The organism is Curtobacterium sp. 260 (genome assembly GCF_030803485.1).
Taxonomy (GTDB): Bacteria; Actinomycetota; Actinomycetes; order Actinomycetales; family Microbacteriaceae; genus Curtobacterium.
On the sequence record NZ_JAURUY010000012.1, the window covers coordinates 34,656 to 49,201 of the forward strand.

At 72.7% G+C, this 14,546-nt stretch carries 12 protein-coding genes; 3 read left to right on the forward strand and 9 right to left on the reverse strand.

From position 1 onward, the window contains the following. The first annotated feature begins 56 nt into the window (after positions 1-56). Positions 57-485, forward strand: coding sequence for a hypothetical protein (locus J2X59_RS12950; RefSeq protein WP_209685343.1), 429 nt, complete (start codon positions 57-59; stop codon positions 483-485). A gap of 165 nt (positions 486-650) precedes the next feature. Here the strand turns inward: J2X59_RS12950 and J2X59_RS12955 are convergent, their stop codons facing one another. Continuing rightward, positions 651-1,901: an ROK family transcriptional regulator gene (locus tag J2X59_RS12955; protein ID WP_066656834.1), complete on the reverse strand. Its 1,251-nt coding sequence runs from the start codon at positions 1,899-1,901 to the stop codon at positions 651-653. Positions 1,902-1,999: 98 nt separating this feature from the next. Here J2X59_RS12955 and J2X59_RS12960 point away from each other — a divergent pair, with 98 nt between their 5' ends. Both J2X59_RS12960 and J2X59_RS12965 read left to right on the forward strand, forming a co-directional pair. Further along, positions 2,000-2,455 carry a GNAT family N-acetyltransferase gene (locus tag J2X59_RS12960; RefSeq protein ID WP_066656837.1) on the forward strand — a complete coding sequence of 152 codons (456 nt, stop codon included), beginning with the start codon at positions 2,000-2,002 and terminating at the stop codon, positions 2,453-2,455. Positions 2,456-2,461: 6 nt separating this feature from the next. Further along, on the forward strand, positions 2,462-2,842 hold the full coding sequence (locus tag J2X59_RS12965) for an MGMT family protein (RefSeq protein ID WP_326496959.1): 381 nt from the start codon (positions 2,462-2,464) through the stop codon (positions 2,840-2,842). Positions 2,843-2,846: 4 nt separating this feature from the next. Here J2X59_RS12965 and J2X59_RS12970 read toward each other — a convergent pair whose 3' ends face one another. The 8 genes from J2X59_RS12970 to sucC all read right to left on the reverse strand — a co-directional run bounded on the left by J2X59_RS12970 (position 2,847) and on the right by sucC (position 14,265). Then, positions 2,847-3,269, reverse strand: coding sequence for a DUF805 domain-containing protein (locus tag J2X59_RS12970; protein WP_066656841.1), 423 nt, complete (start codon positions 3,267-3,269; stop codon positions 2,847-2,849). Positions 3,270-3,300: 31 nt separating this feature from the next. Continuing rightward, positions 3,301-5,223 carry an ABC transporter ATP-binding protein gene (locus J2X59_RS12975; protein ID WP_245172345.1) on the reverse strand — a complete coding sequence of 641 codons (1,923 nt, stop codon included), beginning with the start codon at positions 5,221-5,223 and terminating at the stop codon, positions 3,301-3,303. Next, complete coding sequence (locus J2X59_RS12980; RefSeq protein WP_251155226.1) at positions 5,220-7,043, reverse strand: ABC transporter ATP-binding protein; 1,824 nt, start codon at positions 7,041-7,043, stop codon at positions 5,220-5,222. The genes J2X59_RS12975 and J2X59_RS12980 overlap by 4 nt, the downstream gene beginning before the upstream one ends. A 597-nt stretch (positions 7,044-7,640) precedes the next feature. Beyond that, positions 7,641-9,299: a bifunctional phosphoribosylaminoimidazolecarboxamide formyltransferase/IMP cyclohydrolase gene (purH, locus tag J2X59_RS12985; protein ID WP_326496960.1), complete on the reverse strand. Its 1,659-nt coding sequence runs from the start codon at positions 9,297-9,299 to the stop codon at positions 7,641-7,643. Continuing rightward, positions 9,296-9,889, reverse strand: coding sequence for a phosphoribosylglycinamide formyltransferase (gene purN, locus J2X59_RS12990; RefSeq protein WP_251155224.1), 594 nt, complete (start codon positions 9,887-9,889; stop codon positions 9,296-9,298). The genes purH and purN overlap by 4 nt, the downstream gene beginning before the upstream one ends. A 31-nt stretch (positions 9,890-9,920) precedes the next feature. Next, positions 9,921-12,047: a cell division protein PerM gene (locus J2X59_RS12995; protein ID WP_326496961.1), complete on the reverse strand. Its 2,127-nt coding sequence runs from the start codon at positions 12,045-12,047 to the stop codon at positions 9,921-9,923. Positions 12,048-12,187: 140 nt separating this feature from the next. Continuing rightward, positions 12,188-13,081 (reverse strand): succinate--CoA ligase subunit alpha, encoded by an 894-nt coding sequence (gene sucD, locus J2X59_RS13000; RefSeq protein WP_066656854.1) that lies wholly within the window; start codon positions 13,079-13,081, stop codon positions 12,188-12,190. Positions 13,082-13,095: 14 nt separating this feature from the next. Next, positions 13,096-14,265 (reverse strand): ADP-forming succinate--CoA ligase subunit beta, encoded by a 1,170-nt coding sequence (sucC, locus tag J2X59_RS13005; protein ID WP_066656857.1) that lies wholly within the window; start codon positions 14,263-14,265, stop codon positions 13,096-13,098. Positions 14,266-14,546 lie beyond the last annotated feature (281 nt).

Below are 14,546 nucleotides of genomic sequence, written 5' to 3' on the forward strand. Positions count from 1 at the left end.
CAGGCGTCAGGAGGATGGGAGCGACCACGCGAGCGCGTTCGGTCGGAGAGGGAACCGTGACGGACGACACCAGCAACACCGCACTGCAGTCGATGATCGAGCGTGCCGGGCAGATCACCGCCGAGGAGGCCGAGGCGCTCGACGTCGTCTGGAAGGCCGACGAGCAGATCGTGGTGCCGGAGGCGAGCGCCTCGCTCGCGATCCAGGGCGGCGCCGACGGCCGGATGGTGACGAACGCCGACCTGCTGGCCGCGTGGAAGCACGCACTCGACGCCGCCGGCGAGGCCGGTCGCGTCGACGAGATCGAGGCGGCGCAGGAGGCCGGCAAGGCCGTCAAGCACGGCGGTGCACACCTCCGCGACCGCGCCGGGGCCGAGGAAGCGGTCCGCTCGGCGGTCCTCGCCACCGGCGTCCGCGACCTCCTGACGGACGAGGAGTACGACACGCTCACGGCGGCGTGGCGGAGGGTGCTCGGCGCGGCCTGACGGCCCATCGTCGGACGGGAGGCGCGGGGCGGACCGTCACCGTGCCTCCCGGTCGACGGACGACCGGACGGGAGGCGCGGGGCGGGCACGCCCAGGGCCTCCCGTACGGCACGCGGTCACCGGCGGGTCGTCGGCCAGCCGCTCCTGTCGACCCGCGTCGACGGGTCAGCGGCGGATGAGCAGCGCGCTCGCGCGCGGTGACAGCGCCGCGTCGAGCACGAGGCACGCGGCGCCGACGGCCGCCACGTCCGCACCCCGCCCGCTGTCCACGACCGCGATCGGGTGCTTCGGGACGAGCAGCGGCGACCCCGTGATCGCGGCCCGCGCCGCCGGGAGGGCGACCGGGGCGATGCGCGACCAGAACGGTCCGCCGAAGACCACGCGGTCGACGTCGAGCAGGTTGACGATGACCACGACGGCCCGGCCCATGACGGTCCCGGCGTCGGCCGCGAGTCCCGAGGCGACCTCGTCGCCGGACGCGATCGCCTCGCCGAGGGAGTCCCAGGCCCGCTGCACGGCGGTGACGTCGTCCGCCCGAGCAGCGCCGGGCAGCCGGAGCCCGCGGTCCCGCGCGACCTCGACCAGCCGTGCCGGGGCGACCGCGGCCCCGACCTCACCCCGCGGACCGGAGCCGTCGGGGGTCCCCGCGAGCGCCCCCTGGTCGACCATGATGTGCCCGGCGTCGCCCGCGTTCGAGCCGGTACCGCGGACGGGTTCGTGGTCGACGACGAGCCCGACGCCGAACCCCGTCCCGAAGTAGACGAAGGCGAAGTTCCGCGCCGAGGACTCCCCCGCCAGGAACATCTCGCCGACGACCGCCGCGGTGACGTCCTTCTCGAGCAGCACCGGGAAGCCGGTCGCCTCGGCGAGCGCGTCGCGCAGCGGCACGTCCCGCCAGCGGGGCAGGAACGGCGGATCGAGCACGACGCCGGCGTCGACGTCGATCGGCCCGGGGCTCGCGATGCCGACGCCGAGCACGCTCTCCGCTGCGACACCGGCGTCCGCGACGAGGCCGTCGACGGCGGTCGCGATGGTCCGGACGACCTCGGCGGGGTCGTCCGCAGAGGGCGTCGACGTGGTGGTCTCGGCGACCACGCTGCCGGCGAGGTCGAGGAGCACGTACGTGACGACCGCGGGGTCGACGTGCACACCGACTGCGTACCGACTCGTCGCCTCGAGCCGCAGGATCGTCCGGGGCTTCCCACGGCCGGCGACCACGGTGCCGGACTCGACGATCATGCCGGCCTCGATCAGGAAGCGCGTGACGTTCGACACCGTCTGGGCGCTCAGGCCCGTGCTCGCGGCGAGCTCCACGCGGCTCAGCCCGTCGGGCGAGCGGCGGACGGCGTCGAGCACGACGGTGCGGTTGAAGCCGCCGATCGACGGCAGGTTCGCCCCGCGCCGATGCTCCGCCATGCCGCGACCCTACCGCCGCCCGTGCGCACGCAACGGTGCTGCAACGCTTCGCACGTCGTCCTGGCACCCGGACGGGGTGCACCGCTACCCTGAGCGGCATGACGGACCTCCGCCTCGAAGCCCTCTCCGCGTCGACCGCCGCCGCGGCCAACTCGCTGACGCTCAAGCCCGGGCAGGAGCAGTTCGTCCAGCCGACGACGTACGGCGTCGCCGAGTCCGACGTGAAGCCGAGCTCGGCGTGGACCCGCGTGGTGCTCGACGGGGACCGCGTGGTCGGGATGATCATCGGCACCTTCGACGAGGACAACAACGAGGAAGAGCTCCGCAGCGCGATCTGGCGCGTCAACGTCGCCGCCGACGCGCAGGGCCGCGGTGTCGGCCGCTTCGCGGTGCACGGTCTCGCGGACGAGGCCCGGAGCCGCGGGTTCGAGCGGCTCACGGTCGTGTACGAGCCGGGCGGCCACGGCGGCCCCGAGGCGTTCTTCCGCGCCCTCGGGTTCGAGGTCGTGCGTGAGACGCAGTACGGCGACCACTACGCCGTTCTCGCGCTCTGACCGGGCGTGGACAGAGCCGAGTCCGGACCCGAGCCGGACTCCGGGGCCGAGCCGGACTTCGGGGCCGCCGTCGCCGAGGTGGTCCGGCTGATCCCGGCGGGACACGTCATGACGTACGGCGACGTCGCCGCCGTCCTCGGGTCGCGGGCCGCTCGCGCCGTCGGCACGGTGATGGCCCGCGAGGGCGCCGACCTGCCGTGGTGGCGCGTGGTGCGCGCCGGCGGACTGCCGCCCGTCCGGCACGAGGCGCGTGCCCTCGAGCACTACCGTGCCGAGGGCACGCCGCTCGTGGAACGGTCGTCAGCTGCATCGGGCTCGTCGGCCTGGAGGATCGACGTGCGTCGGGCGCGCTGGTCACCCGCCACGGACGCCGACGACCCGTTCTGAGCGCTCAGTCGAAGCGCGAGCCCTTCGGGTTCGGCGGCAGCAGGAACATCACCAGCAGCACGAGCGAGCCGATGCCGACGACCACGTGCAGGAACTGCCAGAAGCCGGACAGGTTCGCGTCGTGCAGCCGACGGGCACCGAGGGCGAGCGACCCGATCAGTGTGGCCAGGCCCCAGAGCACGAACAGGTACGAGCCGACCGGGTTCTCGAGCACCGGGGTCCCGGGCGTGAACACCTGCGGGACGAGCTGGAGCACGAGCCCGATCACGAACGACGTCAGCCACCACCACCAGGCCTCGGAGCGGGAGGCCCGTCCGGTGAACACGGTGTACTTCCGCCAGAACCGTCGGACCGCCTCGGCGAAGGGTGCCCCGTAGAAGGGGTCGCGCAGGGCGACGCCGCCGGGCTGCACGCTGTCGTTGCTCATGGAGTCAGCAAACCACGTGCAGCCCGGTCCGTCAGACGAGCGAGTCCCGCCAGGCGGCGTGCAGCTGGGCGAACCGCCCGGTCCCCGCGATCAGGTCGTCCGGCGTGCCGTCCTCGACGATCCGCCCGTACTCCATCACGAGCACCCGGTGGGCGATCGCGACGGTCGACAGGCGGTGCGCGATGATCACGGCGGTGCGGTCCGCGAGCAGGGTCTCGAGGCCCTCCTGCACGAGCCGCTCGGACGGGATGTCCAGCGACGCCGTGGCCTCGTCGAGGATGAGCACCTTCGGGTCGGCGATGAACGCCCGGGCGAACGACAGGAGCTGCCGCTGCCCGGCCGACACCCGGCCACCGCGCTTGTTCACGTCGGTGTCGTACCCGTCGGGCAGGGCCTCGATGAACGCGTCCGCCCCGACCGCCTTCGCCGCGCGCACGATCTCGTCCCGCGTCGCCCCGGGCTTGCCGAGCGCGATGTTGTCCGCGACGGAGCCGGAGAACAGGTACGCCTCCTGCGTGACCATGACGATCGCGCGGCGCATGTCCTTCGGGTCGATGTCCCGCAGGTCCACGCCGTCGAGCCGCACGGAACCCTTCGACGGGTCGTAGAACCGCGCCATGAGCTTCGCGAGCGTCGACTTCCCGGCACCGGTCGACCCGACGAGCGCGATGGTCTGCCCCGCCGGGATGTGCAGGTCGAACTCGGGGAGCACGACCTTCTCCGCGTTGTACGCGAACTCGACGTCGTCGAAGTCCATCGCACCGGTGGCGTCCGGCAGCCGCACGGGCTTCGCGGGGTCGGGCACCGACGGGCGTTCCTCGAGGACGCCGGAGATCTTCTCCATCGCCGCCGAGGCCGACTGGTACCCGTTGTAGAACATCGCGAGTTCCTGGGCCGGGTCGAAGAATCGCTTGGCGTACAGCGCGACCGCGAGCAGCGCGCCGACCTCGAGCGAGCCCCCCACGATCCGGAAGCCGCCGACGATGACGACGGCCGCGAGCGTGGCGTTGCCGATGAGGACGAGCACGGGGTCGAACGTGCCGAACAGGTTGAAGACCTTCGTGTTCGCCACCCGGTAGTCCTCGACGTAGCCGCCGTACTCGTCGCGGTTGCGGGACTCCTTCCGGAACGCCTGCACCGCCCGGATGCCGGTCATGGTCTCGACGAAGTGCACGATGACGCGCGCCGAGGTCACACGGGTGGCCCGGAACAGGGTCTGCGAGTTCGTCTGGAACCAGCGGATCAGGAACCACAGCGGCACGAGCGACACCGCGAGCACGAGCCCGGAGGTCGGGTCGAGCAGCACGAGCGCGATGCCCGTGAACACCATGTAGAGCACGCCCTGGATGAGCTGGTTCAGGCCGGAGTCGAGCAGCTCGCGGATCGAGTCCAGGTCGCTCGTCTGGCGGGAGATGATCCGCCCGGACGTGTACGTCTCGTGGAACTCGAGCGACAGCCGCTGGGTGTGCAGGAACACGCGCTTCCGCAGGTCGAACAGGATCGCCTGGCTGATCCGCGCCGCGAGCACGGTGTACCAGGCGGTGAGGACCGCGCCGAGCACCGCGACGACGATGTACGTCGCCACGACGCCGAACGCCGGTACCCAGTCGTTCTCGTCCATCACCCGGGGCAGGGCGTTGTCGATGCCCCACGCGATGAGCGCGGGACCCGCGACGGTGCCCGCGGTGGAGACCACCACGACGACGCCGAGCAGCACGAGGCGTGCCTTCAGCGGAGCCGCGAGCGACCCGAGCAGGGCGAGGGAGCGACGCCGCAGGCGCTTGCTCTCCGCCTTGCTGAAGTCCTCGCGCTCCTCGCCGCGCACGCCGAGCGTGGTGACCGCGGCGGTGACGGGGCCGGCCGCCTTCGTGTCCGCGACGTCGTCGAGGACGGGATCGGGGCCTCCCGGCCCGGCTGCCGTGTCCACGGGCGGTACCTGGTCCTGCTGGCTCATGCCATCGCCTCCTCTCGGGCGGGTGCGTCGTCCTCGTCGAGCGAGGAGATGACGTAGCGGTAGTGCTCGTTGGTGGCCATCAGCTCCGAGTGGGTGCCGACGGCGGTGATGCGTCCGCCCTCCATGAGCGCCACCCGGTCGGCGAGCGTCACGGTCGAGGGGCGGTGGGCGACGATGAGCGACGTGGTGTCGGCCAGCACGCGGCGGAGCCCGGCCTCGACCCGCGCCTCGGTGTCGACGTCGAGCGCCGACAGCGGGTCGTCGAGCACCAGGACCGACGGCCGCGCGGCGATCGCGCGAGCGAGCGCCAGACGCTGCCGCTGGCCGCCGGAGAGCGACAGCCCCTCCTCGCCGACGCGGGTGTCGACGCCCTCGGGCAGGTCGTCGACGAAGGACGCCTGCGCGATGTCGAGCGCCTCGCGCATGATGCGCTCGGCCTCGTCGCCGGACAGGTCGGGCCGGCCGAGCAGCACGTTGTCGCGGACGCTCGTCGAGAACAGCGTGGCGTCCTCGAAGGCGACACCGACGTGCCGACGGAGGTCCGCGCGGGTGAGGTCGCGGACGTCGACGCCGTCGATCGTGATCGAGCCGCCGGTCACGTCGTACAGCCGCGGCACCAGGGACAGCAGCGTCGTCTTGCCGCTGCCGGTCAGGCCGACGAGCGCCATGGTCTCGCCCGGGTGCAGCTGCAGCTCGACGCCGTCCACCAGGTCCGGGTACTCGTCCGTCGCGTCCTGGTACCGGAAGTGCACGGCGTTGAACGACAGCGCACCGTGCGGCTCGTCGATGGTCCTCGGTGACGCCGGGTCCTGGATCGTGTTCTCGGAGTCCATGACCTCGAAGAACCGGTCGACCGCGGTCCGGGTGTCGAACGTCATCGACAGGAAGAACCCGATCGACTCGATCGGGAACCGCAGCACGGTCGCCGTCGCGAAGAACGCGAACAGCTGTCCGACCGTCAGCTCGCCCTGCGACGCCAGCCAGATGCCGGCGAGCAGGCACAGCGCGAACGCGACGTCCGGCACGAGCAGCAGCCACAGCCAGATGCTCGCGATGGCCTTCGCCTTCTCGATCTCGGTGCCGCGGAGTGCCTCGGCCTGCTCACTGAACTCGTCGAGCTTGAAGCGACCGCGGCCGAACGCCTTGAGCACGCGGATGCCGTGCACCGACTGCTCGACGCTCGTGGCGAGGTCGCCGACCTGGTCCTGGCTGCGCCGCGCGACGACGGAGTACTTCCGCTCGAACAGCAGGCCGTTGATCCACAGCGGGATCGACGCCACGAGGAAGATCAGTCCGAGCAGCCACCCGAAGGTGAACAGCACGACGAAGCCGACGGCGATCGTGACGATGTTCACCACGAGCAGCACGACACCGAACGCCAGCCATCGGCGGATGAGCGACAGGTCGGACACCGAACGGGACAGCAGCTGCCCGGACTCCCAGCGGTCGTGGAAGGCCACCGGCAGGTCCTGGAGCTTGGCGTAGAGCGCGTTGCGCATGCTCGTCTCGATGCGCGTCGACGGGCGCATCACGAGCCGTCGGCGGGATGCGATGAAGAAGGCCTCGAGGGCGCCGAGTGCGAGCACGCCGAGTCCGGCGGGCCAGATGAGCGCGGCGTCGCGCGAGGACAGCGGTCCGTCGACGAGCCACTGGAGCACGTACGGGATCACCAGGGCGACGAGCGAGGCGCCCATCGCCGCGGCCATGCCGCCGAACAGTCGCCAGCGGTACGGCCTGACGTAGGGCCAGATGCGCCCGATGGCGCGCAGGGTCGAGGGGCGGTCGGTGGAGGGGGTCGCCTGGTCGGGCGTTGTGGACATGCGGTTGCGTCCTCGTGCGTCGTGCGGCGTCCGCTCGGTCGGGTCGTCCGGCCCGCCGACGGGTCGCGTCGGTGGGTGGCGGTCCGGCCGGGAGGCGCGGCGTGGCAGTGCGGTGGTCGTCGGCCGGGCGCGTGGTCGCGCGCCGTCGCCGCCACTCGCGTGACGTCGACCGGGCCGGAGGGCACCGGGGACACGGGTCCCCGGGTTCTCAGCAGGTGGTCCGCGCTCGCCGACGGTGTCGTCGGGCGCGAGGCCGTGGGAGGCCTGGCTAGACGGCGGCCGCGCCCGGGTACCGGAGCGGCGGTGCCGTCCGGGTCCGGGGTCGCGGGGCGGGAGTGGTCCCCACGAGGGACACGAGACCCGTCCGGGCAGCCGTCGCCACTGTTCCGGTCGTCGCGTCCATCGTCACTCCAGTCGTCGTCTTCGTCACCGTTGTGTCCGCGGGCACGGCCGATCCGGTTGCGATCGTCCGGTGCGGTGCGGAGCCTTACAGAATATTCACAGTCGCACGTGTTGCGCAATGGTCTCGGCGTTGTTGGACGCCGTCGATCCGAGCGCGTGACGGTGTCCGGTGACCGGTGTTCGGTGTTCGGTGACTCAGTGGAAGAAGTGACGCTCGCCGGTGAAGTACATGGTCACGCCGGCCGCCTGCGCCGCCGCGATGACCTCGTCGTCACGGACGCTGCCGCCCGGCTGCGCGACGGCACGGACGCCGGCGTCGAGCAGGACCTGCAGGCCGTCGGCGAACGGGAAGAACGCGTCCGACGCCGCGACGCTGCCACGGGCACGCTCCCCGGCGCGGTCCACCGCGAGGTGGCAGGAGTCCACCCGGTTGACCTGGCCCATGCCGACGCCGACGCTCGCGCCCTGGTCGGCGAGCAGGATCGCGTTCGACTTCACGGCGCGGCTGGCCTTCCACGCGAACGCGAGGTCGGCGAGGGTCGCGTCGTCGGCCGGCTCCCCGGACACCAGGGTCCAGGTCGACTGGTCGAAGGCGGTGAAGCGGTCGGCGTCCTGCACGAGGAAGCCGCCGGAGACCTGCTTGACCTCACGGGGCGCGAGCGCGAAGTCCGCCGGCAGGGTGAGGAGCCGGATGTTCTTCTTCTGCGAGAGGATCTCGAGCGCCTCGGGGTCGAAGGCCGGGGCCACGACGACCTCGGTGAAGATGTCGCGCACGGTCTCGGCCATCTGCTTCGTGACCGGGCGGTTCGCGGCGATGACCCCGCCGAAGGCCGACAGCGGGTCGCAGGCGTGCGCGGCGGCGTGCGCCGAGGCGATCGGGTCGACCGCGTCGGCCGGGGCGGTGGCGATGCCGCACGGGTTGGCGTGCTTGATGATCGCGACGGCGGGGGTGTCGAAGTCGTACGCGGCCCGGACGGCGGCGTCGGCGTCGACGTAGTTGTTGTACGACATCTCCTTGCCGTGCAGCTGCGTCGCCTGGGCGATGCCCGCTCCGCCGGAGGTCGTGTAGAGCGCGGCGGCCTGGTGCGCGTTCTCGCCGTAGCGGAGCGTCGCGGTCAGCCCGGCCTCGAGCCGGAGCGTCTCGTCGAACGAGCCGGGCGTCTCGAGGTCGCCCGTCACCGTGGGCGCGGCGGCCTGGGCGGCGACGTGTGCCGCGTCCTGCCCGACGACGTCGGTCGCGAAGTACGAGGCGACGGCGGCGTCGTAGGAGGCCGTGTGGGCGAAGGCCTGCGCGGCGAGGCGCTTCCGGAGTTCGAGCGTGGTGCCGCCGGCGCGGACGGCCTCGACGACTTCGGCGTAGGACGACGGCGACACGACGATCGCGACGTTCGGGTGGTTCTTCGCCGAGGCGCGGACCATCGCCGGTCCGCCGATGTCGACGTTCTCCACCACGGTCGCGGCCTCGGCACCCGAGGCGACGGTCTCGACGAACGGGTACAGGTTGACGACGACGAGCTCGAACGGCGCGATGCCGAGCTCGGCGAGCTGCTGCTCGTGCGACTCGAGGCGCAGGTCGGCGAGGAGCCCCGCGTGCACGGCCGGGTGCAGGGTCTTGACGCGGCCGTCGAGCGACTCCGGGAACCCGGTCACGCTCGACACGTCGGTGACGGCGTACCCGGCGTCGCGGATCGTCTGCGCCGTGCTGCCCGTCGAGACGAGCTCCACGCCCGCGTCGGCCAGGGCGCCGGCGAGTTCGAGCAGGCCGGACTTGTCGCTCACCGAGATGAGCGCGCGCCGCACGGGGACGACGTCGCGGTGGCGGTAGAGGCTGGGGTCGGCGGCGTGCACGCTCATGCGCTCGGGGTGCCCTTCAGGTCGGTGGTGCCGTTGGCGATGTCGAGGATGGTCTGGATGAGCAGGCGGCGCTCGACCGGCTTGATGCGGTCGTGCAGCGTCGACTCGGAGTCGTCCGGCAGCACCGGGATCCGCTCCTGCGCCAGGATCGGGCCGGTGTCCACGCCGTCGTCGACCTGGATCACGCTGGCACCCGTCTGCTCGACGCCGGCCGCCAGGGCGTCACGGACGCCGTGTGCGCCGGGGAACTCGGGCAGGTACGCGGGGTGGGTGTTGATGATCGCGGGGGCGAACTCGGACACGACGGCGTGCGGGAGCAGGCGCATCAGGCCGGAGAGCACGAGGAGGTCCGGCGACCACGGCCGGATCTGGGCGGCGAGCTCGGCGCCCCACTCGTCGCGCGAGGCGAAGCGGGAGAACGGCACCGAGAAGGTCGGGACCCCGAACTCCTCGCCCAACGCCAGGCCCTCGGCATCGCGGTCCGCCCCGATCGCGACCACGCGGGCGGGGTACTCGGCGTCGGTCGTCGCCTCGAGCAGGGCTCGGAGGTTCGAGCCGGTACCGGAGATCAGGACGACCAGTTCGAGCACGGGGACCAGCCTAGCGGCGGCGCGGCGAGCGCTACGCGTCGTGCTTCGGACGGCGCCACCAGGGCAGCTCGTCCTCGGCGATCTGGTCGGTCTGGTCCCACCGGGGCGGGTCCTGCCCGGCGCCGGTCGACCGCCCCGTGCCGGGGGTCTCCTCGGCGCCCGCGGTCTGGTCGACGTCGTCGCGTCCGGCCACGAACTCCTCGGTGCTCCACGGGAACGCCGGCTGCTGTTCCGTGCCCGGGGCGTGCGGCAGCGTCTCGTCGCGCCCGGACCGCTCGGTCTGGTGGTGCGTCTGGTGGTGCCCTGCTGCGCCGCCGACCCGGTCGAGCTGCTCGCTGGCACGGGCGCGGACGTCACCGGCCGCACCACGGAGTCGGTCGCGCAGGCCGCTGATGCCGCTCCGCGCCGGGGGCGTGGCCGGGCTCGGGGTGACCCGTTCCGCGGCGACCGCGTCGGTGCGGGCCCAGTCGGGCAGCGGGACGTCGTCGGGTTCCTCGACGACCGCGCGACCCGAGACAGCGGACGGCGCCGCGTGCTCGCGCTCGTGCTCGTGCTCGTGCTCGTGCGCACGGTCGCCCCCGTCGGGGCGCTCGGGCTCCGGCTCGGCTCCACGGTCCGGCACGGCACGGTGGTCCTGCACGGACGAGAGCGCAGATCTGCCCTCGGCGGTGGCGGGGGCGGCGGCGTGCTCGTCGTCCGCGATCGTCTCGGTCGGCTGGTCGTCCCCGGGGCGTGCCCCCGTCACCGACGACGGGCCCGCGTGCGTCGCGGACTCGTGCGCCTCGTGCACCGTGAACCGGTGCGTCGCACTCGCACGCCCCGCTCCGGCCTCGTCCAGCGCGGCGACGAGCGAGCCGGCCCGGGCGTCGTCGGCAGCGGCGTCGGCAGCAGCGTCGCCCTCGGCCTCGACCCAGCGCTCACGGCCCCACGGCCGCTCGGGCAGGCGCACCAGGTCGCTCCCGACGGCCAGCGCGACCGCGGCGGGGAGCCCGACCTCGAGCGCCGCCAGCAGTCCGACGAGCAGCCCGTCCGGCCCGGCCTCGGCGAGCCGCCCGGGGCCGAGCGAGCCCGCGGTCAGGCCCGTCGCGACCCCGGTCAGCACGCCGGCCACGACACCGGTGGCGACACCGGCGAGCGCCCGACGGAGCGGGGAGTCGTCGTCGCCCAGTGCCCGGACGAGCGCGGGGCGCATGAGGCCGCCGACCACGAACCCGGCGACGACGGACACCAGCACCCCGAGCAGCCCGAAGGTGTGCCCGGACGCCGGCAGCGCGCCGAAGACGGGGACACCGGGGATCGGCCCGAGCGACGTGCCGACGGGCGAGACGCTCGACCCGGTGCCGATCGCGAAGCCCGGTCCGACCAGCCACGCGACCGCCCACCCCACGAAGTCGGGCAGGAACGCGAGCTGTCCGACGGTGAGCGCGATCCCCCCGACCACGCCGGCGTGGGAACGCTCGTACAGCGCGATGACCTCGGCGAACGAGGTGACGAGCAGGAACGCGACGACGACGCCCGCGGCGGCGACCACGACGGCGGTCACCGCGGTGCCGGCGCGGAGCGCGAAGCCGGCGACGGTGCGCCAGAGCGCGGGGATCCGGTCGACCTGGTCGAGCACCCGCCGTGTCAGCGGATCGGCCGGCAGACCACGACGGACCCGGCACACCTCGCTCGTCACCAGGGCGGGCACCGCGAACCAGAGCGCGGGCAGCACGACGGCCTGCCAGACCACGGGGTCCGTCGCTGCCGAGGTGGACGACAGCGCGACCGCGAGCCCGAGCAGTGCGACGGCGGCGGTGCCGACCAGGAGCCCGGTCGCGCGGTGCTCCGTCTCGGCGAACCGCCGTCCGGCGCGCCCACCGAGCCAGGCGGTCACGACCGCGAAGCCGAGGGCCGCGAGCGTGACGTGGATCGGGTCGGCGGCTCCCTCGACCCCGGAGGCGCCGGCGACGTCGCTGCCGAGCCGGAAGGTCACGTCGACGCCGTGTCCGACGAGCCAGACGCTGCCCGCGGCCTTCCAGAAGACGTCCCAGTCGACCTGCAGCCCGTACTCGAAGCCCCAGAGCAGCGTCAGCGGCACGAGGGCGATCCCGACGCCGACGCCGACCGTCACGATCGCCTCGACGGCGGCCAGCAGTGCGGTTCCCAGGCGGTTCATCGTGGTCAGGGTACGTGCCGTCCCGCGGTCACCGAGCGAGCCGCGCGGCACCTGTGGAGACTGGCCGACCGTCCACAGCAGGACGGGAGGCACGGTGCCCACCGGCACCGTGCCTCCCGTCCGTCGGGTCGTGCGGACCGCTACGCCGTCGCGGCGGCGACCACCTCGCGCAGCAGCGCGGCCGTCTCGGACGGCGTCTTGCCGACCTTGACGCCGGCGGCCTCGAGCGCCTGCTTCTTCGCCTCGGCGGTCCCGGCGGAACCGGAGACGATCGCACCGGCGTGGCCCATGGTCTTGCCCTCGGGCGCGGTGAAGCCCGCGACGTAGCCGACGACCGGCTTCGTGACGTGCGCCTTGATGTAGTCGGCCGCGCGCTCCTCGGCGTCGCCGCCGATCTCGCCGATCATGACGATCGCCGTCGTCTCCGGGTCGGCCTCGAACGCGGCGAGCGCGTCGATGTGCGTCGTGCCGATGACCGGGTCGCCGCCGATGCCGATGGCGGTCGAGAAGCCCAGGTCACGCAGCTCGTACATCATCTGGTAGGTCAGGGTGCCGGACTTCGACACGAGACCGATCGGGCCCTTGCCGGTGATCGTCGCCGGGGTGATGCCGACGAGCGACTCCCCCGGGGTGATGATGCCGGGGCAGTTCGGGCCGATGATCCGGGTCTTCCCGCCCAGCGCCTTCGCGTGCGCCCAGAACTCCGCGGAGTCCTGCACGGGGATGCCCTCGGTGATGACGACGACGAGCGGGACCTCGGCGTCGATGGCCTCCATGACCGCGTCCTTCGCGAACGCCGGCGGGACGAAGACGATCGAGACGTCGGCACCGGTGGTGTCGACGGCCTCGCGCACCGAACCGAACACGGGCAGCTCGACGTCGCCGTGCGTGACGGTGGTGCCGGCCTTGCGGGCGTTCACGCCGCCGACGACCTGGGTGCCGGCCTTGAGCATGAGCGCGGTGTGCTTCGTGCCCTCGCCGCCGGTGATGCCCTGGACGATGACCTTCGAGTCCTTGTTGAGGAAGATCGACATTGCTCTGGTGCTCCTTACGCCGCGGCCGCGGCGAGCTCGGCGGCCTGCTCGGCCGCATCGTCCATGGTCTCGGCGACGGTGACGAGCGGGTGCGCCGCCTCCGCCAGGATCCGGCGACCCTCGTCCACGTTGTTGCCGTCCAGGCGCACGACGAGCGGCTTGGTCGCCGAGTCGCCGAGGATGCCGAGTGCGGCGACGATGCCGTTCGCGACGGCGTCGCAGGCGGTGATGCCGCCGAAGACGTTCACGAACACGCTCTTCACCTGCGGGTCGCCGAGGATGACGTCGAGGCCGTTCGCCATGACCTCGGCCGAGGCGCCACCGCCGATGTCGAGGAAGTTCGCGGGCTTCACGCCACCGTGGCGCTCACCGGCGTACGCGACGACGTCGAGCGTCGACATGACGAGCCCTGCGCCGTTGCCGATGACGCCGACCTCGCCGTCGAGCTTCACGTAGTTCAGGCCGTGCTGCTTCGCCTTGGCCTCGAGCGGATCCTCGCTCGCGGTGTCCTCGAGCTGCGCGTGACCCTCGTGGCGGAAGTCGGCGTTGTCGTCGAGCGACACCTTGCCGTCGAGGGCGAGGATCTGCCCGTCGCCGGTGCGGACCAGCGGGTTCACCTCGACGAGGGTGGCGTCCTCGCCGGCGAACACGTCGTAGAGCTTCACGAAGACGTCCGCGACCTGGTCCTGGAGCTCGGACGGGAAGTTCGCCTGGCGCGCGATGTCGAGCGCGGCTTCCTTGTTGATGCCCGTGAGCGGGTTCACCTCGACGCGCGCGAGCGCCTCGGGCTTCTCGACCGCGAGCTGCTCGATCTCCATGCCGCCCTCGACGCTGACGAGCGACAGGTACGAGCGGTTCGCCCGGTCGAGCAGCACCGAGAAGTAGAACTCCTCGGCGATGTCCGCACCCTGGGCGACCATCACGCGCTGCACGGTGTGGCCCTTGATGTCGAGGCCGAGGATCGCCTCGGCGTGCTCGTACGCCTCGTCCGGGGTCTTCGCGACCTTGACGCCGCCGGCCTTGCCGCGACCGCCGACCTTCACCTGCGCCTTGACGACGACCACGCCGCCGATCCGCTCGGCGGCCGCCCTCGCCTCTTCCGGGGTGTCGGCGGTGATGCCCTGCAGCACAGGGACGCCGTAGGACTCGAAGAGGTCCCTGGCCTGGTACTCGAAAAGATCCACGCTGTTCTTCTTCCCGCACGGTTCGTGCGATCGGCATCGGTCATCGGGTCGCGCACTCAACGTCGAGGGTCGCTCGATGTCGAGACGACGGCCGCGACCACCCTAGCGCCGCCACATGGACGGAGAGCACGTCCGTCCGGACACCGGTCGCCCGCTCGGCCGCGGGATGCGTCGGCACCGAGGAACGCCGGTCGGGAGGCACGCCCCACCCCCGTCACCTCCCTCGCGCCCCCCGGTGGCCGGGGGACGCAGTCGCCGGATGGTCGGCCAGGCGGTACGGG

What these genes read in the sequence shown, in the direction of transcription:
- J2X59_RS12970 (WP_066656841.1), bottom strand. Translation starts at nt 3,269, where the DNA reads ATGAGCAACGACAGCGTGCAGCCCGGCGGCGTCGCCCTGCGCGACCCC.
- J2X59_RS12955 (WP_066656834.1), bottom strand. Translation starts at nt 1,901, where the DNA reads ATGGCGGAGCATCGGCGCGGGGCGAACCTGCCGTCGATCGGCGGCTTC.
- J2X59_RS12975 (WP_245172345.1), bottom strand. Translation starts at nt 5,223, where the DNA reads ATGAGCCAGCAGGACCAGGTACCGCCCGTGGACACGGCAGCCGGGCCG.
- purH (WP_326496960.1), bottom strand. Translation starts at nt 9,299, where the DNA reads ATGAGCGTGCACGCCGCCGACCCCAGCCTCTACCGCCACCGCGACGTC.
- J2X59_RS12960 (WP_066656837.1), top strand. Translation starts at nt 2,000, where the DNA reads ATGACGGACCTCCGCCTCGAAGCCCTCTCCGCGTCGACCGCCGCCGCG.
- sucD (WP_066656854.1), bottom strand. Translation starts at nt 13,081, where the DNA reads ATGTCGATCTTCCTCAACAAGGACTCGAAGGTCATCGTCCAGGGCATC.
- J2X59_RS12995 (WP_326496961.1), bottom strand. Translation starts at nt 12,047, where the DNA reads ATGAACCGCCTGGGAACCGCACTGCTGGCCGCCGTCGAGGCGATCGTG.
- J2X59_RS12980 (WP_251155226.1), bottom strand. Translation starts at nt 7,043, where the DNA reads ATGTCCACAACGCCCGACCAGGCGACCCCCTCCACCGACCGCCCCTCG.